The 23,504-nt window shown below is 71.2% G+C and carries 19 protein-coding genes; 13 read left to right on the forward strand and 6 right to left on the reverse strand.

Annotated features, from left to right (window positions below):
• Positions 1 to 55 precede the first annotated feature (55 nt).
• Positions 56 to 1,441, forward strand: coding sequence for an amino acid permease (locus AAIB33_RS02285; RefSeq protein WP_345801957.1), 1,386 nt, complete (start codon positions 56 to 58; stop codon positions 1,439 to 1,441).
• On the opposite strand, the gene AAIB33_RS02290 is transcribed toward AAIB33_RS02285, so the two are convergent.
• The gene (locus tag AAIB33_RS02290; protein ID WP_345801958.1) at positions 1,416 to 5,138 is read right to left on the reverse strand and encodes a multifunctional oxoglutarate decarboxylase/oxoglutarate dehydrogenase thiamine pyrophosphate-binding subunit/dihydrolipoyllysine-residue succinyltransferase subunit; all 3,723 of its coding nucleotides are present in this window, start codon (positions 5,136 to 5,138) and stop codon (positions 1,416 to 1,418) included. The genes AAIB33_RS02285 and AAIB33_RS02290 overlap by 26 nt on opposite strands.
• 178 nt (positions 5,139 to 5,316) lie before the next feature.
• On the opposite strand from AAIB33_RS02290, the gene AAIB33_RS02295 reads away from it, so the two are divergent.
• Positions 5,317 to 6,783, forward strand: a complete 1,467-nt coding sequence (locus tag AAIB33_RS02295; RefSeq protein ID WP_345801959.1) for a GuaB1 family IMP dehydrogenase-related protein — start codon at positions 5,317 to 5,319, stop codon at positions 6,781 to 6,783.
• Here the strand turns inward: AAIB33_RS02295 and AAIB33_RS02300 are convergent.
• Entirely contained in the window at positions 6,773 to 7,909 is a 1,137-nt protein-coding gene (locus AAIB33_RS02300; RefSeq protein ID WP_345801960.1) for a YihY/virulence factor BrkB family protein, read from the reverse strand. The two genes, AAIB33_RS02295 and AAIB33_RS02300, sit on opposite strands and share 11 nt — an antisense overlap.
• Before the next feature lie 259 nt (positions 7,910 to 8,168).
• On the opposite strand from AAIB33_RS02300, the gene AAIB33_RS02305 reads away from it, so the two are divergent.
• Positions 8,169 to 9,494 (forward strand): hemolysin family protein, encoded by a 1,326-nt coding sequence (locus AAIB33_RS02305; protein ID WP_345801961.1) that lies wholly within the window; start codon positions 8,169 to 8,171, stop codon positions 9,492 to 9,494.
• Positions 9,491 to 10,549, forward strand: a complete 1,059-nt coding sequence (locus tag AAIB33_RS02310; RefSeq protein ID WP_345801962.1) for a hemolysin family protein — start codon at positions 9,491 to 9,493, stop codon at positions 10,547 to 10,549. The genes AAIB33_RS02305 and AAIB33_RS02310 overlap by 4 nt, the downstream gene beginning before the upstream one ends.
• Before the next feature lie 48 nt (positions 10,550 to 10,597).
• Here AAIB33_RS02310 and AAIB33_RS02315 read toward each other — a convergent pair whose 3' ends face one another.
• The gene (locus AAIB33_RS02315; protein ID WP_345801963.1) at positions 10,598 to 11,671 is read right to left on the reverse strand and encodes an NADH:flavin oxidoreductase/NADH oxidase; all 1,074 of its coding nucleotides are present in this window, start codon (positions 11,669 to 11,671) and stop codon (positions 10,598 to 10,600) included.
• A 30-nt stretch (positions 11,672 to 11,701) separates the two neighbouring features.
• Between AAIB33_RS02315 and AAIB33_RS02320 the strand changes: the two genes are divergently transcribed.
• From AAIB33_RS02320 to AAIB33_RS02340, 5 genes are all read left to right on the forward strand, one after another.
• The gene (locus tag AAIB33_RS02320) at positions 11,702 to 12,529 is read left to right on the forward strand and encodes an ADP/ATP-dependent (S)-NAD(P)H-hydrate dehydratase (RefSeq protein ID WP_345801964.1); all 828 of its coding nucleotides are present in this window, start codon (positions 11,702 to 11,704) and stop codon (positions 12,527 to 12,529) included.
• Positions 12,530 to 12,658: 129 nt separating this feature from the next.
• Entirely contained in the window at positions 12,659 to 13,882 is a 1,224-nt protein-coding gene (locus tag AAIB33_RS02325) for a hypothetical protein (RefSeq protein ID WP_345801965.1), read from the forward strand.
• A gap of 15 nt (positions 13,883 to 13,897) precedes the next feature.
• Positions 13,898 to 14,224 (forward strand): thiamine-binding protein, encoded by a 327-nt coding sequence (locus AAIB33_RS02330; RefSeq protein WP_345801966.1) that lies wholly within the window; start codon positions 13,898 to 13,900, stop codon positions 14,222 to 14,224.
• An 89-nt stretch (positions 14,225 to 14,313) separates the two neighbouring features.
• Entirely contained in the window at positions 14,314 to 15,531 is a 1,218-nt protein-coding gene (locus AAIB33_RS02335) for an MFS transporter (RefSeq protein ID WP_345801967.1), read from the forward strand.
• A gap of 293 nt (positions 15,532 to 15,824) precedes the next feature.
• Positions 15,825 to 16,571 carry an NUDIX hydrolase gene (locus AAIB33_RS02340; protein ID WP_345801968.1) on the forward strand — a complete coding sequence of 249 codons (747 nt, stop codon included), beginning with the start codon at positions 15,825 to 15,827 and terminating at the stop codon, positions 16,569 to 16,571.
• Here AAIB33_RS02340 and AAIB33_RS02345 read toward each other — a convergent pair whose 3' ends face one another.
• Positions 16,572 to 17,777, reverse strand: coding sequence for a homoserine O-acetyltransferase (locus AAIB33_RS02345; RefSeq protein WP_345801969.1), 1,206 nt, complete (start codon positions 17,775 to 17,777; stop codon positions 16,572 to 16,574).
• Between the two features lie 89 nt (positions 17,778 to 17,866).
• Here AAIB33_RS02345 and AAIB33_RS02350 point away from each other — a divergent pair, with 89 nt between their 5' ends.
• Positions 17,867 to 18,106, forward strand: a complete 240-nt coding sequence (locus AAIB33_RS02350; RefSeq protein WP_345801970.1) for a hypothetical protein — start codon at positions 17,867 to 17,869, stop codon at positions 18,104 to 18,106.
• Positions 18,107 to 18,193: 87 nt separating this feature from the next.
• Here AAIB33_RS02350 and AAIB33_RS02355 read toward each other — a convergent pair whose 3' ends face one another.
• Positions 18,194 to 19,516, reverse strand: a complete 1,323-nt coding sequence (locus AAIB33_RS02355) for a bifunctional o-acetylhomoserine/o-acetylserine sulfhydrylase (RefSeq protein ID WP_345801971.1) — start codon at positions 19,514 to 19,516, stop codon at positions 18,194 to 18,196.
• A gap of 157 nt (positions 19,517 to 19,673) precedes the next feature.
• Here AAIB33_RS02355 and AAIB33_RS02360 point away from each other — a divergent pair, with 157 nt between their 5' ends.
• Positions 19,674 to 20,453: an SDR family oxidoreductase gene (locus AAIB33_RS02360; RefSeq protein ID WP_345801972.1), complete on the forward strand. Its 780-nt coding sequence runs from the start codon at positions 19,674 to 19,676 to the stop codon at positions 20,451 to 20,453.
• Positions 20,454 to 20,521: 68 nt separating this feature from the next.
• Positions 20,522 to 21,313, forward strand: a complete 792-nt coding sequence (locus tag AAIB33_RS02365) for a metal-dependent hydrolase (protein ID WP_345803487.1) — start codon at positions 20,522 to 20,524, stop codon at positions 21,311 to 21,313.
• Positions 21,314 to 21,457: 144 nt separating this feature from the next.
• Here AAIB33_RS02365 and AAIB33_RS02370 read toward each other — a convergent pair whose 3' ends face one another.
• Entirely contained in the window at positions 21,458 to 22,954 is a 1,497-nt protein-coding gene (locus AAIB33_RS02370; protein ID WP_345801973.1) for an MFS transporter, read from the reverse strand.
• A 36-nt stretch (positions 22,955 to 22,990) separates the two neighbouring features.
• On the opposite strand from AAIB33_RS02370, the gene AAIB33_RS02375 reads away from it, so the two are divergent.
• Positions 22,991 to 23,503 (forward strand): phosphoribosyltransferase, encoded by a 513-nt coding sequence (locus tag AAIB33_RS02375; RefSeq protein WP_345801974.1) that lies wholly within the window; start codon positions 22,991 to 22,993, stop codon positions 23,501 to 23,503.
• Position 23,504: the final 1 nt, after the last annotated feature.

The following is a 23,504-nucleotide window of genomic DNA, read 5'->3' on the forward strand; positions in this document are numbered from 1 at the left end:
TCCGGCGTCTGCCCGCCAGGCGCGTGATGTCGGAGGTCGGCGCCAGACTGATCCGGTGGGATCCACCCTCGCTCCACCGTCTCACGGTCATCTCGGCGTCGTGCAGGGCACGGCGCTCTACATCGCATCCGTCCTCGGCACGGGTCTCCTCGTGCTGCCCGGACTCGCCGCCGACGTCGCGGGTCCTGCCAGCATCGTCTCGGTGCTCGCCGTGCTGCTGCTCTCGGTCCCCCTCGCCGGCACGTTCGCGGTGCTCGCCTCGCGGTACCCCGACCCGGGCGGCGTCGCGAGCTACGTGCGCCGCGCCCTGGGCGGCACGGCCGCGCGGGCGGCGGGGTACTGGTTCCTGTTCGGCGTGTGCGCGGGTGCTCCCGTCGTGGGCGTGCTGGGGGCCGAGTACGTCGCAGCGATCGCCGGCATCGACCGCGCGATGGTCCCCGTCATCGCGGCGGCGATCTTCGCGCCGCCGTTCGTCGCCAATGCCTTCGGCGTGCGGGTGGCGGGCTGGGTGCAGTTCGTCCTGACGGCGCTCCTCCTCGCCGTCGTCGTGACCGTCGTGGCGCTCGCGGCACCGGCGGTCGAGCCGCAGAACTTCCAGCCCTTCCTGCCCCACGGCTGGGCGGGCGTCGGCACCGCGATCAGCCTCTTCGTGTGGGCCTTCGCGGGGTGGGAGGTCGGAACCCACATCTCCGGCGAGTTCCGCGATCCGCGCCGCGCGATCCCGATCGCCACCGGCATCGCGCTCGTCGTCACGGGCGCGTGCTACCTCGTGCTGCAGGTCATCACGGTCGGCGCCCTGGGCGGCGCCGCAGGTGAGGGGCAGGTCCCGCTCCTCGATCTCGCGCGGCTCGGCTCGCCGGGCGTCGGCACGATCGCGGTCGGCGTCATCGCGGCGATCGTCGCGCTGGGGGTCATGAACGCGTATCTCGCGGCGTTCGCCAAGCTCGGGGCATCCCTCGCCTCCAATGGCGACCTCCCGCGCTGGTTCTCGAAGGGTCTCGAATCCGGCGCCGTGCCTCGCCGCGCGCTCGCCCTGACCGCGGGCGTCGTGACCGTCTACTTCGCGCTCATGGTGTGGTCGGGCCTTGAGCTGACGCCGTTCATCCTCGTGCACACGAGCAGCATGGTGTCGATCTACGCGCTCGGCATGGTGGCCGCCGTGCGGCTGCTGGAGCGCTGGTCGCTCGGCTGGTGGCTCGCCGTCATCGCGGCGGTCCTGTGCGGGGGGATGCTGGTGCTCGCGCTCGGCTCGCTGCTTCCCGCCGCCCTCCTCGCCGTCGCCGCCGTCCTCGTCACCGCCGTACGGCGTGCCCGTGCGCGGCGAGCGGTCCGCCGGGGGGCGGAGCCGGAACGAGGAGGGCCGCAGCCGGCGAACCGGCTGCGGCCCCACGTCGATCAGGACGGGCAGGCGGACGTCAGAGCGTCAGCGCCTTCTGCATGATCTGAGCGTGCTCGACCGCGTGCACCTTGGGCGAACCGGTCGCGGGCGACGCGGCCGCCGAGCGCGACACGCGGCGGATCGTGCGGCCGTGCAGGTGCTTGACGACCTCGAGCGCGATGAACGGCCAGGCGCCCTGGTTCTCGGGCTCGTCCTGCACCCAGACGAGCTCGGCGTTCGGGTAGCTGTCGATGACGGCGTTGAGCTCGGCGACGGGAGCCGGGTAGAACTGCTCGAGACGCACGAGGGCGATCTCGGGGTTCGGCTTCTTCTCGAGCTCGGCGCGGAGGTCCCAGTGGATCTTGCCGGCGTGCAGCAGCACCCGCTTGACGGCGCCCTTGTCGATCGCCCGGCTGTCGTCGAGGACCGGCTGGAAGGTGCCGTCGACGAAGTCCTCGACGGGGCTCGTCGCGCCGCGGAGGCGGAGCATCGCCTTCGGCGTGAACACGATGAGCGGGCGGCGCGGGCGCGCGTACGCCTGCCGGCGCAGCAGGTGGAAGTACGACGCGGGCGTCGACGGACGCGCCACCGTCATGTTGTCCTGTGCGCACATCTGCAGGTACCGCTCGATGCGCGCCGACGAGTGGTCGGGTCCCTGGCCCTCGTAGCCGTGGGGGAGCAGCAGCACGACACTCGACTGCTGACCCCACTTCTGGTCGGCGGCCGAGATGTACTCGTCGATGACGGACTGCGCGCCGTTGGCGAAGTCGCCGAACTGCGCCTCCCAGAGCACGAGCGAGTCGGGGCGCTCGACGGAGTAGCCGTACTCGAAGCCCATCGCGGCGTACTCGCTCAGCAGCGAGTCGTACACCCAGAAGCGCGCCTGGCTGTCGGAGAGGTTGGTGAGCGGGATCCACTCCTGGCCGTTCGCCCGGTCGTGCAGCACCGCGTGGCGCTGGACGAACGTGCCGCGGCGCGCGTCCTGTCCGGCGAGGCGCACGTTGGTGCCCTCGATCAGCAGCGAGCCGAAGGCGAGCAGCTCGCCGAAGCCCCAGTCGATGCCGCCGTTGCGGCTCATGTCGAGGCGCTTGTCGAGCAGCTGCTGCAGCTTGGGGTGGACCGTGAAGCCGTCGGGCTTGTTGACGAACGCGTCGCCGATGAGCCGCACGATCTCCGCAGGCACGCCCGTGGTCTCCGGGGTCCCCGAGGCGGTGTCGATGGGCGCCGCGGTCGCCGCGACGACCGGGTTGGTGCCGGTCTGGGCGGCGTGCGTCTCCGCGAAGGCGATCTCGAGCCCGTTCTGGAAGTCGAGCTTCGCCTTCTCGTACTCCTCCTCGGTGATGTCGCCGCGGCCGACGAGCGACTCCGTGTACAGGCGCCGCACGGAGCGCTTCGCCTCGATGAGGTTCGTCATGAGGGGCTGTGTCATCGACGGGTCGTCGCCCTCGTTGTGCCCGCGTCGGCGGTAGCAGACGAGGTCGATCACGACATCGCGGTGGAACTCCTCGCGGTACGCGAAGGCGAGCTGCGCGACGCGGACGACGGCCTCGGGGTCGTCGCCGTTCACGTGGAAGATCGGCGCCTGGATCGTCTTGGCGACGTCGGTCGCGTAGATCGAGGTGCGAGCGTCGGCGGGGACGGTGGTGAAGCCCACCTGGTTGTTCACGACGACGTGGATGGTGCCGCCCGTGCGGTAGCCGCGCAGCTGCGACATCTGCAGCGTCTCGACGACGACGCCCTGGCCCGCGAACGCGGCATCGCCGTGCACCAGGATCGGCAGCCACGAGAACGTGCCGATGGGCTTGCGGTCCTGCTTGGCGCGGGCGATGCCCTCGAGCACGCCGTCGACGGTCTCGAGGTGCGACGGGTTGGCCGCGAGCAGCACGGGGAGCTCCTCGCCGCGGTCGGCGACGAAGGTGCCCTCGGTGCCGAGGTGGTACTTGACGTCGCCCGAGCCGCTCTTGCTGCCGACGGCGACGGCGCCCTCGAACTCGCGGAACACCTGGCCGTACGTCTTGCCGGCGATGTTCGTCAGCACGTTGAGGCGGCCGCGGTGCGCCATGCCGATCGCGGCGCCGTCGAGGCCCACCTGGGCGGCGCCCTGCAGGATCTCGTCGAGGAGGGGGATGAGCGACTCGCCGCCCTCGAGGCTGAAGCGCTTCTGGCCGACGTACTTCGTCTGCAGGAACGTCTCGAAGGCCTCGGCCTGGTTGAGCTTCGACAGGATGCGGAGCTGCTCGTCGTGGCCGGGCTTCTGGTACTTGACCTCGACGTGCTCCTGGAACCAGGCGCGCTGGCCCGGGTCCTGGATGTGCATGTACTCGATGCCGATCGTGCGGCAGTACGAGTCGCGCAGGACGCCCAGGATGTCGCGGAGCTTCATGAGGCGCTTGCCGCCGAAGCCGCCCGTGACGAACTCGCGGTCGAGGTCCCAGAAGGTGAGGCCGTGGTTCTCGATCTCGAGGTCGGGGTGCGTGCGCTGCACGTACTCGAGCGGGTCGATGTCGGCCATGAGGTGGCCGCGCACGCGGAAGGAGTTGATGAGCTCCTGCACGCGGGCCGTCTTGTCGACGCGCTCGGCGATGTCGACGCTGATGTCGCTCGCCCAGTGGATGGGGGCGTACGGGATGCGCAGCGCCGCGAAGATGTCCTCGTAGAAGTTGCGCTGCCCGATCAGCAGCTCGTGCACCTTCTTGAGGAACTCGCCCGACCCGGCGCCCTGGATGACGCGGTGGTCGTACGTGCTCGTGAGCGTGATGGTCTTGCCGATGCCGAGCTCGACGAGCGTCTTGTCGCTCGCGCCCTGGAACTCGGCCGGGTACTCGAGGGCGCCCGCGCCCACGATGCATCCCTGCCCCTTCATCAGGCGGGGGACCGAGTGCACCGTGCCGATGCCGCCCGGGTTGGTGAGCGAGATCGTCGTGCCCTGGAAGTCGGCAGCCGTGAGCTTGTTGTTGCGCGCGCGGCTGATGAGGTCCTCATACGAGGCGAGGTACTCGCCGAAGGTGAGCGTGTCGGCGCGCTTGATGCTCGGGACGAGCAGCGACCGCGTGCCGTCGGGCTTGGGCAGGTCGATCGCGATGCCGAGGTTGACGTGCGCGGGGGCTACGACCGACGGCTTGCCGTCGATCTCGGCGTAGAACACGTTCTGGCTCGGGAACTCCTTGAGCGCCCGGATGATCGCCCACCCAATGAGGTGCGTGAAGCTCACCTTGCCGCCGCGCGTGCGGGCCATGTGGTTGTTGATCACGATCCGGTTGTCGATCATGAGCTTCGCGGGCACGGTGCGCACGCTCGTCGCGGTCGGGACGGTCAGCGACTCGTCCATGTTCGCCGCGAGGGTCTTCGTCATGCCGCGGAGGACCGTGACCTGGTCCTCTTCGGAGGATGCCTCGCCCGTCGAGGGCACGACGCTCGGCGCCTGCGCGGGGATGGGCTGGCTCGCGGCCGGCTTCGCGGTCGTGCGAGCGACCGGCTGGGCGCCGATGACCGGGATCGGGGCCGTGACGGGCCGGGGCTCGGACACGGCGGGAGCCTGCGGCGAGGGCGGTGCCGCCTCGGTGGCCGGCGCCGTCGGAGCGGCGGGGACCGCGGGGGCCGACTCGTCGACCGGGTGGTAGGCCTCGAGGATCGGCCACCACGCCTTGTCGACGGAGTTCCTGTCGATCTTGAATTGCTCGTACAGCTCGTCGACGAGCCATTCGTTCGCTCCGAACTCGCCTTCGTTCGAAACCCCGACGCCCGTCACCTGGCTAGACACGCTAGATCGCCTGCTTTCATCGGTGAAGATTGCTGAACGTGCGGGGCTGAGTACTGCCCACACGCACGACTGTTAAGCCTAACCCAGTCTGCCCGGCCGTTCCCGGGGCGCAGAAGGTCGACGGCGCAGGAATCGTCATCATTATCCGTACAGGCAAGAATCACTACCCTTTATGAGCGTGGAGTTCTACGGAGAGCAGCCCGACGTCGACCTGACCTATTCGGATGTCTTCCTCGTGCCGCGCAGATCTGCGGTCACGAGCCGGCTGGATGTCGATCTCGCCCCGGGCGACGGCACGGCCGCGACGATCCCCCTGGTGTCGGCGAACATGAACTCGGTGACGGGCGCCCGCCTCGCGGCCACTCTGGCGCGCCGTGGCGGACTCGGCGTCCTTCCGCAGGACATGCCGCTCCAGGAGCTGGATGCCGCCATCCGCTGGGTGAAGGCGCAGCCGGTCGTCTGGGACACGCCCCTCGTGCTGCCGCCCGATGCGACGGTCGCCGACGCGGCGCGCCTGCTGCCGCCGACGGAGGGCCACGGCATCGTCGTGGCGGGGTCGCCCGCACACCCCGAAGAAGGACTCCACGTCGATGAGATCCTCGGCGTCGTCCCCGCGACGCGCCTCGGCACCGCCCTCCCGGACGCCCGGCTCGGCGACCTCGCGCGTGCGCGCGTCGCCTCGATCGACGCCGACGACGTCGAGACGCCCCGCCACGCGTTCGACCTGATCGTGGGAGCGGATGCCGAGACCGTATGCGTCCTGCACCACGGGTACCTCGTCGGCACCCTCTCGCGCCGCAGCGCGCTGCGCTCCAACATCTACCGCCCCGCCGTCGACGCGGACGGCCGGCTCATCGTCGCCGCCGCCGTGGGCATCAACGGCGACGTCGGGTCCAAGGCGAAGGCCCTCGTGGCGGCCGGCGTCGACGTGCTCGTCGTCGACACGGCGCACGGCCACCAGGAGGGCATGCTCGCCGCCCTCCGCACGGTGTCAGAGCTCGGGCTCGGCATCCCGATCGCCGCCGGCAACATCGTGAGCGCGGAGGGTGTGCACGATCTCGTGGCGGCCGGAGCCGACATCCTCAAGGTCGGCGTCGGACCCGGCGCGATGTGCACGACGCGCATGATGACGGCCGTCGGCCGGCCGCAGTTCTCGGCCGTCCTCGAGACGGCCGAGGCGGCGCGCATCATGGGCGCGCACGTCTGGGCGGACGGCGGAGTGCGCTACCCGCGCGACGTCGCGCTCGCGCTCGCGGCGGGCGCGGCATCCGTCATGATCGGCTCGTGGTTCGCGGGCACCATCGAGTCGCCCGGCGAGCTGCAGCTCGACGACGCCGGGCGAGCGTACAAGGAGTCGTGGGGCATGGCGTCGACGAAGGCCGTGCACGAGCGGTTCGGCCGTCTCGACCCCTACGAGCTCGCCCGCAAGGAGCTGTTCGCGGAGGGCATCTCGTCGTCGAAGATCTACCTCGACCCCCTGCGCCCCGGCCTCGAGGACCTGCTCGACATGATCACGTCGGGCGTGCGGTCGTCGTTCACGTACGCCGGCGCCGCCACGGTCGCGGAGTTCCACGAGCGTGCCCGCGTGGGCCTGCAGTCGGCCGCCGGGTACGAGGAGGGCAAGGCGCTGCCCGTCAGCTGGTAGACCGGCGACCCCGCTCGGCGTCGCCCGCCGGGTCGTTCGCCGGGTCGTTCGTCGGGTCGTCGTCGTGCTCCTCGCGGATGCGACGACCCTCCTCGATCGATTCCCGCTCCTTCTTCTCGGTCTTCTTGACCTTCTTGTCGTCGCGCAGGGGAAGCTGGATGTTCTCCTCGGCGGCGATGCCGCCCTGCAGCTGACGCCCGCGCTCGAGCTCCGCGTCGAACTCGGCGCCGAAGAGCAGCGCCAGGTTGGCGATGTAGAGCCAGAGCAGGAAGATGACGACGCCCGCGAGCGACCCGTAGGTGCGGTTGTAGTTCGAGAAGTTCGTCACGTAGATGCCGAACGCCACCGTCGCCACGGTGAGCACCAGGATCGCGAGGAGCGCCCCCATGCTGATCCAGCGGAACTTGGGCTGCTTCGCGTTGGGCGTCGCGTAGTAGAGGATCGCGATCATCAGCACGACGATGAACGCGAGCACGGGCCACTTGACGATCTCCCACACGGTGGTCGCGACATCGCCGAGGCCGATCGCATCCCCGACCGCCTGCGCGACGGGACCGGAGACGACCAGGATGATCATCGCGATGACGATGAGGGCGATGCCGATGACGGTCACGAGCAGCTGGGCGGGCTTGAGCTTCCAGAAGGGGCGACCCTCCTCGATCTCGTAGATGCGGTTCATGGCTCGGCTGAAGGCGCCGACGTAGCCGGAGGCGGCCCAGATCGCCAGGACGATGCCGATGATGAGCGCGAACCCCGCCGCGTTCGATCCCGCGATGTCGGTGATCGGACCCTCCAGCGTCTTCGCCGCATCGGGCGCGACGCTCTGGACGATGCCCAGGATCTGGGCCGCCGCGTCCTTCCCCTGCCCGAGCACGCCCAGCACGGAGAAGATCGCGATGAGCGCCGGGAAGAACGACAGCACCGAGTAGTAGGTGAGCGCGGCCGCGATGTCGGTGCACTGGTCGTCGGAGAACTCGCGGATGGTGTTGCGGAAGACGTACTTCCACGAGCGCTTGTCGATGTCCCTGATGCTGTCGGGCTTCGCCGGGTTCTCCGGATCCGGAGCCTCCCCCTCCCGGGCGTTCCGCCGGTCGTCCGTCGCGTTCTTCTGGTCGGTTGCGCTCATCATCTCTCCGAGTGTCGGTCCGCTGGCGAGGGAGAGGTGCCTGACTTCCATGATGCGGGTGGGCGAGGACCGGCCTGAGGGGCTTGACACGCCTCAAGGAGATCCGGAACGGGGGATGGATGCCGCGCCCCGGCATCCATCCCCGGTCAGATCTGGCGAGACGGCCCTGCCGTAGACTGAAGCGCACGATGGACGACCCTCCTAGTTGCAGACAATCGCCCCACCGACCCGCCTCCGCCCTGTCTGGAGGTGATGCCTGATGGAATACGTCATGCTGGGCGTGGGGCTTCTGCTCACCGTGGGAACCGGACTCTTCGTCGCCAGCGAGTTCGCCCTCGTCAACCTGGATCGTGCTGATCTCGAAGCACGCCGCGAGCGCGGCGAATCCCGCCTGTCGCTCACGATCAGCGCGCTGAAGATCACCTCGACGCACCTGTCCAGCGCGCAGCTGGGCATCACCCTGACGACGCTCCTCACCGGTTACACGATGGAGCCGGCGATCTCGAGCCTGCTCGCGCCGGTCTTCGCGGCGTGGGGACTGCCGTCCGGACTCGTGGGGCCGGTGTCGGTCTTCATCGGCATCACGGTCGCCACCGTCCTGTCGATGATCCTCGGCGAGCTCGTGCCCAAGAACTTCGCCCTGGCACTTCCGCGGCAGACGGCGAAGGTCGTCATGCCGTTCCAGGTGGGCTTCACGACGGTCTTCCGTCCCGCCATCGTCGTGCTCAACGGCAGCGCCAACGGCGTGCTCCGCGCCATCGGCGTCGAGCCCAAGGAGGAGCTGTCGGGCGCTCGCACGGCCGAGGAGCTCTCCAGCCTCGTCCGCCGCTCCGCGAGCGCGGGCGTGCTGGAGGAGGACACCGCGACGCTCCTCGACCGCAGCCTCACGTTCGCCCGCCTGACGGCCGCCGACGTGATGACCCCGCGACCGAGCCTGCACGCCCTCCAGGCCGGCGACTCGGCGGAGGAGGCGATCCAGCTCGCCCGCCGCACCGGCCACAGCCGCTTCCCCGTGTACGACGACTCGCTCGACGACATCGTCGGCATCGTGCACCTGAAGGCGGCCGTCGGCGTGCCGCGTGAGCGCCGCGGCGACGTGCCCGTCGCCGCGCTCGCGAGCGAGCCGCTGCGCGTGCCGGAGGCGGTGCACCTGGACGCCCTCGTGTCGGAGCTGCGCGCCCGCGGTTACCAGATGGCGATCGTCGTCGACGAGTACGGCGGCACGGCGGGCGTCGTGACGCTGGAGGATCTCGTCGAGGAGATCGTGGGGGAAGTGCTCGACGAGCACGACCGCCGGCGTGCCGGAATCGTGCGGGGCGACGGCGGCGTCGTCTTCCCCGGTGAGCTCCGACCCGATGAGCTCCTCGACCGCACCGGCATCCGCGTCCCCGAGGGCGAGGTGTACGACACCGTCGGCGGCTACCTCATGAGCGAGCTCGAGCGCATCCCGGTCGTCGGCGACGCCGTCGAGGTCGAGGACGGCACCCTCTTCGTGCAGCGCATGGACGGCCGCCGCGTCGACCGTGTCCGCTTCACGCCGACGCCCCTGCCTGAACCGGCCACCGAGGAAGGGGGCGAGCGATGAGCGATTGGGCGGGACTGGCCTGGCTGTTCGTGCTGCTCGTCGCGAACGCCTTCTTCGTCGGCGCCGAGTTCGCCGTCATCTCCGCGCGGCGCTCGCAGATCGAGCCGCTCGCCGAGAAGGGATCGCGGTCGGCCAAGACGGCGCTCTTCGCGATGGAGCACGCGACGCTCATGCTCGCGACGTCGCAGCTCGGCATCACGATCTGCTCGCTGCTGATCCTGAACGTCTCCGAGCCGGCGATCCACCATCTGCTCGCGGTGCCGCTGGGGCTCACGGGCCTCGGTGAGGCTGCCGTCGACGTCATCGCGTTCGTCGTGGCCCTCGTGGTCGTCTCGTACCTGCACGTCGTGTTCGGCGAGATGGTGCCGAAGAACATGGCGTTCTCGGTGCCGGACCGTGCCGTGCTGATGCTCGCCACGCCGCTGGTGTGGTTCTCGAAGGTGTTCCACCCGGTGATCGTGTCGCTGAACTGGCTCGCCAACAGCGTGCTGCGGCTGTTCCGCGTCGAGCCGAAGGACGAGGCGAGCTCGACCTTCACCCTCGACGAGGTCGCGACGATCGTCAACCAGTCCCGGATCGAGGGCGTGCTCGACGATGCGACCGGCACGGTGGCGGCCGCGGTGGAGTTCACCGACAAGAAGGCGATGGATATCGCGGTGCCCCTCGCCGACCTCGTGACGCTTCCCGACAAGACGACCGCCGACGAGATCGAGCGCGCCGTCGCGAAGCACGGCTACTCGCGCTACGTGATCGTCGACGGCGCCGGCGCGCCGCTCGGGTACGTGCACCTCAAGGACGTCCTCCGGGCGGCGGAGGGACCGGATGCCGAGACCGACGTCGTGCGACCGCTGCCGGCCAAGCGCATCCACCACATGGTGCCCGTGCTCGAGACGACGGACCTCGAGGACGCCCTCGCGCTCATGCGTCGAGCGGGCCGGCACCTGGCGCAGGTGCGCGACACGACCGGTCGCACGACCGCCGTCCTCTTCCTCGAGGACATCATCGAGGAGCTGATCGGCGAGATCCAGGACGCGACGCGCCGCCGCGGGCGCTGACGCTGTCCGGCACGGCGCCCGGAGATCTTCCGGGCGCCGTGGCCGGTTTCAGCGGCGCGGGCGGGCGCGCACGTACTGCGGCGGCCAGTAGCCGATGTCGGCGCCCAGCTCGCTCGCCGCGCGGAGGGCGAAGTGCGGATCGCGCAGCCACTCGCGCGCCGACATGATGGCGTCGGCCTCGCCGCGCTGCAGGATGTCCTCCGCCTGACGCCCGTCGTCGATCAGGCCCACGGCGCTCACCGGCACGCCGGCCGTCCGGCGCACGTGGTCGGCGAGGTGCACCTGGTAGCCGGGGCCCGGCACGATGCGCTGGTGGGCGACGTTGCCGCCGCTGGAGATGTCGAAGAAGTCCACACCCCGCTCCGCGGCCCAGCCCGCCACGGCGGCGGTCTCGTCGACGTTCCAGCCGCCCTCGGCCCAGTCGGTCGCCGAGAAGCGCACGAAGAGCGGCAGGTCGGGAGCGGCATCCCGAACCGCATCGATGATGCGCAGCAGCAGGCGCGCGCGGTTGTGGAGCGAGCCGCCGTACTCGTCGGTGCGGAGGTTCGACAGCGGTGAGAGGAACTGGTGCACGAGATAGCCGTGCGCCGCGTGGATCTCGAGCAGCTGGAAGCCCGCGTCGACAGCGCGGCGGGCAGCCGAGGCGAAGTCCGCGACGACCTCGTCGATGCCGGCCAGGTCGAGGGTGGCCGGCTCCGCGTAGCCCTCGAAGGCGATCGCCGACGGGCCGACTGTCGGCCAGCCGCCCTGGTCGACCGGCACCGAGCCGTGATGCCCCGAGAAGGGCGACCACGTCGACGCCTTGCGTCCGGCGTGCGCCAGCTGCAGCGCGGCCACGGCGCCGCGGGTCGTGATGGCCGCCACGATCGGCGCCCACGCGTCGCGCTGCTCGTCGTTCCAGATGCCCGTGTCCTCCGGCGAGATGCGTCCCTCGGGGGAGACGGCGGTGGCCTCGGCCATGACGATGCCGGCGCCGCCGGACGCGAACTGCGCGAGGTGCGTGTGGTGCCACTCCTGCGGGACCCCCTCGACGGCGCTGTACTGGCACATCGGCGCCACCCAGAGCCGGTTGCGGACCTCGAGTCCGCGGATCGTGAGGGGCGAGAAGAGGAGGGAGGTCATAGGGCGCTCCTGCGCGGATAGGGTGTGGCCATGGTGGGATCGTGGACGGCCTCGGATGTGGCCGGGGTCCTTCGGAGGCCAACGGCCGCCGACGACAAGTATTCCCGGGGCGTGCTCGGCATCCGGACGGGGTCGGCCGAGTATCCGGGCGCGGCGGTGCTCGGCGTGGAGGCCGCGTGGCGCACGGGACTCGGCATGGTGCGCTACGTCGGAGCGGCCCGCGATCTCGTGCTGCAGCGCCGCCCGGAGACGGTGACGCAGGACGGGCGCGTGCAGGCGTGGCTCATCGGGTCGGGAACGGATGCCTCGGCCAGGCGCGGCGACGAGACGCATGCCCTCCGCGGCATCCTGGCCGGCGACGTGCCGGTCGTGGTCGACGCGGGTGCGCTCGATCTCGTCGTCGCGGCGACGGCGCCCGTCCTCGTGACGCCGCACGCGCGCGAGCACGCCCGGCTGCGAGAGGCCCTCGGCCTGCCGGAGGCTCACGACCGCGCGGCCGGGTCCGCCGAGACGGCTGCGACCCTCGGCGGAGCCGTGCTGCTGAAGGGCAGCGAGACGATCGTCGCGACGCCGTCCGGCTGGTCGACGACGGTCGACGCCGGGACGCCCTGGCTCGCGACGGCCGGGACCGGCGATGTGCTGGGCGGCGTCATCGGCGCACTCGTCGCGGGTGCCGCGGCCGGCGGAGAGGTGGATGCCGAGGCCCTCGGCCCGCTCGCCGCCTCCGGCGCGTGGCTGCACGGGCACGCTGCGAGGCTCGCCGCCGCGGCTGCCGGGCACGGCGGTGGGCCCATCACGGCGCTCGACGTCGCCGACGCGCTTCCCCGCGCCGTCGCGGAGGTCCTGGCGCGCGCGTGACAAGGCCGCGGTCCCGCATCCTCCTCCGGCGCGGGGCGCGGGGTGCGGGGTGCAAGGCGCACGGCGCGGGGCGCAAGGCGCGGGGCGCAAGGCGCGGGGGCGCCGAGGGCGTCACCCTAGGATGGGTGGGTGTCGAGGCGGGCGGTGCTGTGGATCGCGTTCGTCATCGTGCACGTGGGAATCGCGGTGCTCGGGTTCCTCCTCCCGAACGAGCCGATGGGCGACGTCTACCGGGTCTATGAGCCGTGGTCGCTGCAGGCGCTCGCGGGGCGCGGTGTCGTCGGCATCACCGAGTCGTGGGTCTACCCCCAGCTCGCTCTCGTGCCGATGCTGCTCGCGCACGCCTTCGAGTGGATCGCGGGCTACGAAGTCGGGTGGGCCATCCTCGTCACGCTGTGCGACGCCCTCGCGTTCGCGATGCTCGTCGGGCGCGGCCGCTCGACCGGACGGTGGGTCGGCGCGTGGTTCTGGCTCGCGTTCATCGCGATGCTGGGTCCCGTCGGCATGTACCGCCTCGACGGCATCACCGTGCCGCTCGCGCTCGCGGGGTCGCTGTGGCTCGTCGGCCGTCCGTGGCTCGGTTCGGCGCTTCTCGCCGTCGCCGTGTGGATCAAGGTGTGGCCCGCCGCGATCCTCGCGGCTGCCGTCATCGCTGTGCGCCGGCGGCTCGCGGTGCTCGGCGGTGCTCTGGCCGTCTCGGCCGGTGTCGTGGTCGTCGTGCTCGCGGCGGGCGGCGGGGCGAACCTCTTCGGGTTCGTGGGCGACCAGACCGACCGCGGCCTGCAGCTCGAGGCGCCGATCAGCTCGTTCTACCTCTGGCAGGCCGTCGGGGGCGTGCAGGGCTCCTTCATCTATTACGACCAGGACCTCCTCACCTTCCAGGTGACGGGGCCCGGTGTCGACACGCTCATCGCGATCATGACGCCGCTGCTGGTGATCGCGGTCGGTTCGGTCGCCGCCATGGGCGTCTACAAGGCGTGGCGCGGGGCGAGCTTCGCGGCGCTGTTCCCGGCGCTCTCGCTGGGGCTCGTGCTCGCCTTCATCGTCTTCAACAAGGTCGGCTCGCCGCAGTACATGACGTGGATCGCCGCGCCCCTGACGGTTGGGCTCGTCATCGACCGGCATCGCTGGTGGAGGCCCGCGACGCTCGGCCTCGTCATCGCCGTCTTCACCCTCGGGGTGTATCCCCTCGCGTACTACTCCCTGCTGCTCGCGTGGCCGTTCCCCGCGACCCTGCTCACGATCCGCAACGCGCTGCTCGTCATGCTGTTCGCGTGGATGGTCTCGCGGCTCGTGCGCGTCCAGATCCATCCGCACGTGCACGCCGCGCGTCGCGCCCACGCCCTCGCCTGATCCCTGGGAGGAATCATGCTCGTCGCCTTCTCCGTCGCCCCGAGCGGCACCGGCCGTGCCGACGGCTCCGTGCACGACGCCGTCGCGGCGGCCGTGCGGGTCGTCCGTGAGAGCGGGCTCCCGTCGCGCACCACCTCGATGTTCACCGAGATCGAGGGGGAGTGGGACGAGGTCTTCGACGTCGTGAAGCGTGCGACCGAGGCGGTCCAGCCCTACGGCTCGCGCGTCTCGCTCGTGCTCAAGGCCGACATCCGGCCCGGCTTCACGGGCGAGCTCGACGCGAAGATCGATCGCCTCGAGGACGCCCTCGCCGAGCAGGGGTCCTCGCTCGAGGAGGGCTGAGCCGCCTGTCGACCGCGGGGCCGGCATCCACTCGACGGATTTCTCGAATCGATTCGACAGGATGCCTGGGTCGCCGGTAGCATGACCGGGTGACCTCCTCGACTCTCTCGAGGGGTGCGGCGACGTGGGCGCTCCTCTCTCTCGCCGTCGGCAGCTTCGGAATCGGCATGACCGAGTTCGTCGTGATGGGCCTCCTCCCGAACATCGCGCAGGACCTCCTTCCGGTGCAGTGGGCGGCGAACCAGGAAGACGCCATCGCGCAGGCCGGCTGGCTCATCTCGCTGTACGCGCTGGGCGTCGTCGTCGGCGCCCCGACCATCGCGGGCGCCGTGGCGAAGTACCCGCGGCACAAGGTCATGATCGCCCTCGCGCTCGCCCTCACGGTGTTCAACGCCCTGACCTTCCTGCTGCCGAGCTTCGGCCTGGTGGCGGCATCCCGGTTCCTCGCGGGCCTTCCGCACGGCGCGTACTTCGGTATCGGCGCGCTCGTCGCGGCCGACGTGCTCGGACCGGGCAAGCGCGCCAAGGGCGTCGCGTTCGTGCTGACCGGCCTCACGATCGCCAATGTCGTGGGTGTGCCGCTCGGCACGTACCTCGGCCAGCAGGTCGGCTGGCGTGCGGCGTTCATCGTCGTCGCGGCGATCTTCGCGCTCGCGACGGTGTGCATCGCCTTCTTCGTGCCGGAGCACGAGGGCGACAAGGCGCGCACGTTCCGCGCCGAGCTGCGGGTCTTCACGATCGGGCAGGTGTGGCTCACGCTCGCCGTCGGCGCGATCGGGTTCGGCGGATTCTTCGCCGTCTACAGCTACGTCGCACCGATGGTCACGGAGGTTGCCGGGTCGCCCGCGTGGACCGTCCCGATCGTGCTCGTCGTGATGGGCATCGGCATGACGGTCGGCAACCTCGTCGGTGGTGTCGTGGCCGACCGCAACCTCAAGCGCACGATGCTCGGCGGATTCGTCGCGCTCGCCGCCGTGCAGTCGGCCCTCGCGCTGTCGGCGCAGGGCATCTGGGCGCTCGCGGTGTTCATCTTCGCGACGGGCTTCATCTCGTCGTGCCTGAGCCCCGCCATCCAGACCCGCCTGATGGATGTCGCGGAGGACAACCAGTCCATCGCCGCCGCCCTCAACCACTCGGCCCTCAACATGGGCAACAGCCTCGGCGCGTTCCTGGGCGGCACGGTCATCGCCCTCGGCTGGGGATTCGTCGCTCCCGCCTGGGTCGGCGTCGCTCTCGCCGCGGCGGGCTTCGTGCTCGCGGTCGTGAGCTTCTCGGTCGCCCGGCGGCGCGAGCCCGTGCTGGCCTGAGCCTGGCGTCGTCCGCTCCTCTCGCCGGTTCCTCCGCTCCGCTGAGCCCGGTTCCTCCGCTCCTCTGAGCGGGGGGAGGAGATTCGACCGAGGGATGCCGGGAGTGCGGCATCCGTCCTCCCCTCCTCGGATGTCCGCTCCTCAACCGGAGCGGCGGACGAGCAGAGGACAGGGATGCCGCGCCCGGCCGAGGCAGGGCCTCGACCCGCGGCGGTCCGGGCTTCGCGGGTTCGGGATGCCGCAAACCCGATGGTCCGGCATCGGCGCACCGCGTCGCGACGTAGGCTGAGCGGGTGTCAGAGCGGACCTCTTCGGCCGAGCGCGCGCTGCGCGCCCTCGCGGACGCCGCGGGCGAGGCCCGGCGGCGCACTCCGGACGATCTCGCCGACCCCGATGTGCCGGTCGCCGCGACCGTCCTGCTGCTGCGCGACGGCGAGCGCGGTCCCGAGGTGCTGATGATCGAGCGGCCCGACCGCGGCTCATTCGCGGGGGCGTGGGTGTTCCCCGGCGGCAAGCTCGACGACGCCGATGGGCCCGCGGATGCCGAGGAGGATGCTGCGCGTCGCGCGGGCGCGCGCGAGACGTGGGAGGAGACCGGGCTGGTCATCGATCCCGGGGACCTGCTCGCCGTGTCGTGCTGGGACCCGCCGCCGGGCCTGCCGCTGCGGATCCGCACGTGGTTCTTCGCGGTGCGGGCGGGCGAGGGCGAGCTCGTCCTCTCACCCGGCGAGGCGGTCGCGGCGGACTGGGTCGAGCCCGGCGCCCTGCTCGAGCGCCACGCCCGCGGCGAGGTCACGCTCTACCCGCCGACGTGGGTGACGCTGCACACCCTCGCCGGACAGCGCGACGTCGACACGCTCCTCGGCGCGCTGCGCCTCGCGGGGTTCCGCCGGTTCGAGACGATCGCGCGGCGCGCGGAGTCGGGCACGATGCTCCTCTGGCAGGACGACGGCGAGTACGGCGGCGAGGACGAGGGCGCGGCATCCCGTCACCGTCTCGAGGTGGGCGCGCTGCCCTGGGTCTACACGCGTCGCGACTGACTACGCGTCGAGCAGGCGGCGGAGGTGCGTGCCGACGGCGTGCGTCTCGATGAGGAAGCCGTCGTGGCCGAAGTCGCTCGTGAGCACGACGGCTCGGTCTCCGTCGAGCGCGTTCGGGATGCCGCGGGCGATGCGGTGCTGCCCGTCGATGGGGAAGAGGCGGTCGCTGTCGATGCCGAGCACGAGCGCCGTCGCCGTCACGCGGGCGAGGGCATCCTCGACGCCGCCGCGGTCGCGTCCGACGTCGTGCGAGTTCATCGCCTCGACGAGCGTGATGTACGTGTTCGCATCGAAGCGGCGTGTGAAGCGATTGCCGTGGAAGTCGAGGTACGACTCCACCGCGAAGCGCCCGCCGTGCCCGAGCGGCGATACACCCGACTGCCACGAGCGCTGGAAGCGCTGGTTGAGTTCGGTGGGGCTGCGGTAGTTGAGCAGAGCCATGCGCCGCGCGAGGGCGAGCCCGCGGTGCGGGCCGTCGCCGGCATCCGCGTCGTAGTACTCGCCGTTCTGGAAGCGCGGGTCGATCGAGATCGCCTCGAGCTGCACAGAGTTGAGCGCGATCTGGTCGGCGGTGTTGACCGGCGGCGCCGACAGGACGCCGAGGCGCGCGACGCGCTCGGGGTACGAGATTGCCCACTCGAGCGCGTGCATGCCGCCCATCGATCCGCCGACGACGGCGGCCCAGCGGTCGATGCCGAGGGCGTCGGCGAGCCGCACCTGCGCGTTCACCTGGTCGCGCGTCGTGAGGTACGGGAAGCGCGAGGCCCACTCGTAGCCGTCCGGCGCGATGCTTGCGGGACCGGTCGACCCCTGGCATCCACCCAGCATGTTCGGCGCGATGACGAACCACTCATCGGTGTCGATCGGAGCGCCCGGTCCGACGATGTCGCCCCACCAGCCGGCGGTGGGATGCCCCGGCCCCGCGGGTCCGCGCACGTGGCTGTCGCCCGTGAGGGCGTGCAGCACGAGCACGGCGTTGTCGCGGGCCGCGTTGAGCTCGCCCCACGTCTCGTAGGCGAGGCGGTACCCGGGGAGCTCGCGGCCGCCCTCGGTGCGGAAGGCGCCGAAGGCCGCGAAGTGCCGGTCGCCGACGGGGTCGCCGTCGCGCCAGGCCCCCGTCGCGGGCGGACGCCCGAGCAGGAGCCGGGCATCGGCCTCCGTCACGGGCGCCGAGGGCACCGTGTCTTCGGAGGTCTGCCAGTCCATCGGTCCATTGTCCTCGGTCGTCGTCCGCGGGGGCGTCGTGTTACGGACCGGGCCGCCCGCGGGTCATGCCCGTGTGGCATCATTCCCGCATGTCCAGCGCCGAGCCATTCATGCCCGCCCACGAGCCGCCCGCGCCGAGGCCCGACACCGATCGCGACATCGACCAGGACGTGGACGTCTTCCTCGACGATGCCGGCAAAGCTGCGCCGGACGGTGACGCCGTGCATCCGGACAGTCCGCCGCCGCCCTTCCGTCGCCCCGTGGCGGGCGCGCACCTCACGCCCGCCGAGCTCGCCGCGGAGCTCGGCGAGGGTGCCGGCGACAGCTGATCGACCCCGAAGAACGGCGGATGGCCCGGACCACGCGGGTCCGGGGCATCCATCGTCAGATCGGCGGACAGCCGATCACGGTGCGGTTCAGGCGCGGGCGGCCTCCGACACGCGGCGCGCGGCGGCGAGGGCCTGCTCGAGGTCGGCCTTGAGGTCGTCGATGTTCTCCAGACCGACCGAGAGGCGCACGAGGCCCGGCGTGACGCCGCTCGTGAGCTGCTGCTCGGGGGTCAGCTGCGAGTGCGTCGTCGACGCCGGGTGGATGACGAGCGAGCGCACGTCGCCGATGTTGGCGAGGTGGCTGAAGAGCTTCAGGCTGTTGACGAACTCACGCCCGGAGTCCACGCCGCCCTTGAGCTCGAACGACAGGACGGCGCCGACGCCCTTCGGGGCGTAGTGGTTGGCGGCCGCGTACCACGGCGACGTCGGGAGGCCGGAGTAGTTGACCGACGCGACGTCGGGGTGGTTCTCGAGCCACTCGGCGATCTCCTGCGCGTTCTGCACGTGGCGCTCGACGCGGAGCGAGAGCGTCTCGATGCCCTGGATGAGCAGCCACGCGCTCTGCGGCGCGATCGCGGCGCCGAGGTCGCGGAGCAGCTGAACGCGCGCCTTGATGATGTAGGCAAGCCCGTCGCCGACGGCCGCCGTGTACGAGGCGCCGTGGTACGAGGGGTCCGGAACGGTGAGCCCGGGGAACTTGTCGACGTTCTTCGACCACTCGAAGGTGCCGCCGTCCACGATGACGCCGCCGATCGTGGTGCCGTGGCCGCCGAGGAACTTCGTCGCCGAGTGGATGACGATGTCTGCGCCGTGCTCGAAGGGCTTGATGAGGTACGGCGTCGCGATCGTGTTGTCGACGATGAGCGGCACGCCGCTCTGGTGCGCGACGTCGGCGACCGTGCGGATGTCGAGCACGTTGATCTTCGGGTTGCCGATCGTCTCGGCGAAGAAGAGCTTCGTGTTCGGGCGCACGGCGGCGCGCCACTCCTCGGGGTCGTCCTGGTTCTCGACGAACGTCGTCTCGATGCCCAGCTTCGCGAGGGTGTACTTGAAGAGGTTGTAGGTGCCGCCGTAGATCGACGACGACGAGACGATGTGGTCGCCGGCCTGCGCGATGTTGAGCACCGCGAAGGTCTCGGCCGCCTGGCCGCTCGCGACGAGGAGGGCGCCGGTGCCTCCCTCGAGCGCGGCGAGGCGTTCCTCCACGACGGCCTGCGTCGGGTTCTGGATGCGCGTGTAGATGTTGCCGAACTCGGCGAGCGCGAAGAGGTTCGCCGCATGGTCGGCGTTGTCGAAGACGTACGAGGTCGTCTGATAGATCGGGGTGGCGCGGGCCTTCGTGACCGGATCGGGCTGGGCGCCGGAGTGGATCTGCTTGGTCTCGAAACGCCAGTTCTCGGCTGCGGACATGACTGCTCCTGCGGGTAGAGGGGGCTGCGGCGGGCACCGCGGCCTCGTCCGAGAGTAGGTCGGGGCATCCTGGCGGACAACGGCCGGGAAATGTTACGTAACCCGGGAGGCCTTCGAGCGGCTCGCCGCGACGGCGCGCGCGACTAGCGTGGATGCCATGACACGACGTGCACTGGTGACGGGAGCGAGCTCGGGGATCGGCGAGGCGACGGCGCGGGCGCTGCGCGCCTCGGGATGGGATGTCGTCGCCGTCGCGCGGCGCGCCGACCGGCTCGAGGCGCTGGAGTCCGAGACGGGTGCTGTCGCATTCGCGGCCGACCTGACGAGCACCGCCGACATCGAGGCGCTGACCGCCTGGCTCGAGGAGACCGGACCCCTCCACGCCTTCGTGCAGGTCGCGGGCGGCGCGCGCGGCACGGACCGCGTCGAGGACGGCGACCTCGAGGACTGGCAGTGGATGTTCGACGTCAACGTGCTGAGCTCGCAGCGTCTCGTCGCGGCGCTCCTGCCGCTGCTGCGCCGTGCGGCCACGGGCGGCGGACACGCCGACACGGTGTTCGTCACCTCGACGGCCGCCCAGACGGCGTACCCGGGCGGCGCCGGCTACAACGCGGCGAAGGCCGCGCAGTCGATGCTCGTGCACGCGCTGCGCCTCGAGCTCAACGGCGAGCCGATCCGCGTCGTCGAGGTCGCGCCGGGAATGGTCTACACGGAGGAGTTCACCCTCAACCGACTGCGCGGCGATCGCAACGCCGCGGAGAAGGTCTACCAGGACGTCGAGGCTCCCCTCACGGCGGGCGACGTCGCCGACGTCATCGCCTACGCCCTCAACGCGCCCGGTCACGTCAACCTCGACCTCATCACGATGCGCCCGGTCGCGCAGTCCGCACAGCACCTGCTCGCGCGCGGTCCGCTGCGTCCGCGGAGCGCAGAGTGAGCCTGAAAGGCACCGTCGTCACGTATCCGGCGGGAGCGACGTCGTCCTCCGGCACGGTCGTCCAGGTGATGGATGCCGGTGGCGGGCGGTCCGCCGTCGTGCTCGACACGACCGCCTTCCACCCCGTCGACACGGCGTGGCCCGATCAGCCGGCCGACCGCGGAGTGCTGCGCGCCGGCGCGACCTCCGTCGAGGTCGTCGACGCCGTCGTGGCCGCCACCCAGGGCGACGGGCTGCTCCTCGGGCCCGACGTCCCGGTCCGCACGGGCACGGAGGGATGGACCTTCGTTGTCGCGCACCTCGTCGACGGCACGCCGTTCGCCGTCGGCGACGAGGTGAGCGTGGAAGTGGATGCCGAGCACCGCGCCGCGCTGTCCGCGGGGCACACGGCCTGCCATCTCGCCTCACTGGCACTCGACGCGGCGCTCGCGGACGCCTGGAGCAAGCCGGTCCCCACCGACGCGCTCGGTGCGCCCGCGTTCGACTCGCTCGCCATCCAGTCCTCGCGCATCGTGCCCGACGGGTCGCGTGACGTCTACCGCATCGGCAAGTCCCTGCGTCGCAAGGGCTTCGACCCTGGCGCGCTCGACGATCCCGCCGCCGTGGCCGCCCGCGCCGACGCGCTTCTCGCGGAGTGGATCGCGACGGAGGCGCCCGTGCGCGTCGAGGCGCCGGGCGAGACCCTCGCGGCGCGCCGGTCGTGGGTCTGCGCGCTCCCGGGCGCCGAGGCGCGCATCCCGTGCGGAGGCACGCACGTCTCGTCGCTCCGCGAGCTCCGGTCGGCGACGGTCGCGCTCGCGGTCGAATCCGTCGAGGGCGGGCTCGAGCTCGTCATGACGACGACCGCCGTCCGCGCCTAGCCTTCGCACCCGGCCCCCGAGCTTCCGGTCCCCGAGCGCCGTTCCGGTCCCCGAGCTTGTCGAGGGGTCGACTGCAGGCGCGGCCTTCTGGTCGGTTCGGGCTTCGACGCTTCGACAAGCTCAGCGAGCGATTGGGCGTCGGGCTCAGACGATCTGCGACTCGGCCGCCGCTTCCGCGCCTTCGGCGTCGGCGAACGCGACCTTCGGCACGAAGAACAGCAGCACGGCGGCGAGGAACCCGCCGCCTGCGCAGATCGCCCACACCGCCATGTAGCCGCCGAGCGACGCCGCGGTCTGGCTCGCGACCGCCCCGGCGCCTGCCGCGAGGACGACGCCGAAGACGGCCGACGCGAAGGTGCCGCCGATCGTCTTCGTCGTGTTGGTGAGCGCGGACGCGATGCCCGTCTGCCCGCGCGGCGCGGCCGCCGCCGCGGCGGCGGGGAGCGCGGCGACGAGCGCGCCAGACCCGATGCCGGCGATGGAGAGGTTGAGGAGCACCTGCCACAGCTCGAGGTGGAACGGCAGGAAGAGCGTGTAGCCGATGCCGACGAGGGCGCTCGCGACGATCAGGATCACCCGGGGAATCGCCCGCCGCGAGGTCACCGCGAAGATCACCGCGCCGACGATGAGCGACACGAGGTAGACGCCGATGACGTTCGATCGGGACGTGGCATCCAATCCCAATCCGTATCCGAGCGACGAGTCGGTGCCCGCGTAGGTCGAAAGGGGTCCCTGCGCACCGAGCAGGCTGATCCCGACGAGGAACGCCGTCGCCTGCACGGGCCACATCTCCGGCCGACGGAGGACCCGGATGTCGATCGCCGGGTCGTCCTGGCGCAGCTCGTAGCGCACGAACCACCAGAACACCGCGACGCCCGCGAGGAGGAGTCCGACTACCCACCACCACGCGGATGCCCCGAGGCCGAGCTCGCCGATCATGCGCATGTACACGAGCGCGCCGGTCACGAGGAGGAGCCCCCACGCGAGGATGACGAAGCCGCCCGTGTCGAGCCTTCGGCCGGGGAGCGGCTCGGACTCCGGCACACCCAGCCAGATGACCAGGGCGATGAGCGTCACCGCGATCGCCGGCACCATCAGGGTGACAGTGAGGTCGCCGCCCGTCGCGGCGAAGATCCGCCCGGCGGCGAGGGCGCCGACGATGGCGCCGGCCTCGAGCCCGACGACGAGCAGGCCGGCCGCGCGTCGCGTCGTCGACACTCCGTGGTTCTGCCTGCGGCCGCGCTCGAAGATGAGCGCGATCTCGAGCGGCAGCCAGACGACGTAGAAGCCCTGCAGCGCCCACGCGATGAGGAACGTCCAGAACGTACCCGCGAAGACGAGCCACCACGATGCGCCCGCCGTGAGGATCGCCGCGATCAGGAGGATCTTCTTGTGCCCGTACATGTCGCCGAGCTTGGCGAGCACCGGGAGCACGAGCGCCGACAGCAGCAGCTGCGCCGCCTCGAACCAATTGACGTCGGAATCGTGGATGCCGAGCTGCCGCACGATGTCGCTGAAGAGCGGCACGTAGTAGCCCTGCAGGATGCCGCTCGTCAGCTCGACGAGGATGAACCATCCGATCAGGCCGGCGGTGATGCCGAGGGCCGAGCCGCGCAGGCGCTCGGTGGGCGACGTTGACACGAGGGGGAGGATATCCCACGGCCTAGTCTGGACAGCGTGACGGATGCACTCGCTGAGCGTGAACGACTGACCTGGGACGGCTTCGGCGAGGCATCCCGCGATCTGGCGCGAGCGATCCTCGCCGACGGGTTCGAACCCGAGGTCGTCGTCGCGATCGCGCGGGGCGGTCTGCTTCCCGCCGGCGCCATCGCGTACGGCCTCGGCACGAAGAACTGCGGCGCGATCAACGTCGAGTTCTACACCGGCATCGGCACGGTGCTCGACGCGCCCGAAGTGCTCCCGCCCGAGCTCGATATGAGCTACCTCGACGGACGCCGCGTGCTGCTCGTCGACGACGTCGCCGACAGCGGCCGCACGCTCGACCTCGCCGTGCGACTGCTCTCCGACCAGGGCGCCGACGTGCGCTCCGCCGTCATCTACACCAAGCCGACGACGATCATCGAGCCCGACTACTCGTGGAAGGCGACCGGGCTCTGGATCGACTTCCCGTGGTCGTTCAAGGGTTCGGTCGCGCAGGAGGACGCGAACGCCGCCGAGCGGTCGGCCTGAC

The organism is Microbacterium sp. AZCO (genome assembly GCF_039614715.1).
Classification (GTDB): Bacteria; Actinomycetota; Actinomycetes; order Actinomycetales; family Microbacteriaceae; genus Microbacterium.

Coding starts and splice junctions, on each gene's coding strand:
- AAIB33_RS02300 (WP_345801960.1), bottom strand. CDS start 7,909: ATGAGCGCAACCGACCAGAAGAACGCGACGGACGACCGGCGGAACGCC.
- AAIB33_RS02305 (WP_345801961.1), top strand. CDS start 8,169: ATGGAATACGTCATGCTGGGCGTGGGGCTTCTGCTCACCGTGGGAACC.
- AAIB33_RS02310 (WP_345801962.1), top strand. CDS start 9,491: ATGAGCGATTGGGCGGGACTGGCCTGGCTGTTCGTGCTGCTCGTCGCG.
- AAIB33_RS02315 (WP_345801963.1), bottom strand. CDS start 11,671: ATGACCTCCCTCCTCTTCTCGCCCCTCACGATCCGCGGACTCGAGGTC.
- AAIB33_RS02320 (WP_345801964.1), top strand. CDS start 11,702: ATGGTGGGATCGTGGACGGCCTCGGATGTGGCCGGGGTCCTTCGGAGG.
- AAIB33_RS02330 (WP_345801966.1), top strand. CDS start 13,898: ATGCTCGTCGCCTTCTCCGTCGCCCCGAGCGGCACCGGCCGTGCCGAC.
- AAIB33_RS02345 (WP_345801969.1), bottom strand. CDS start 17,777: ATGGACTGGCAGACCTCCGAAGACACGGTGCCCTCGGCGCCCGTGACG.
- AAIB33_RS02350 (WP_345801970.1), top strand. CDS start 17,867: ATGTCCAGCGCCGAGCCATTCATGCCCGCCCACGAGCCGCCCGCGCCG.
- AAIB33_RS02355 (WP_345801971.1), bottom strand. CDS start 19,516: ATGTCCGCAGCCGAGAACTGGCGTTTCGAGACCAAGCAGATCCACTCC.
- AAIB33_RS02360 (WP_345801972.1), top strand. CDS start 19,674: ATGACACGACGTGCACTGGTGACGGGAGCGAGCTCGGGGATCGGCGAG.
- AAIB33_RS02365 (WP_345803487.1), top strand. CDS start 20,522: ATGGATGCCGGTGGCGGGCGGTCCGCCGTCGTGCTCGACACGACCGCC.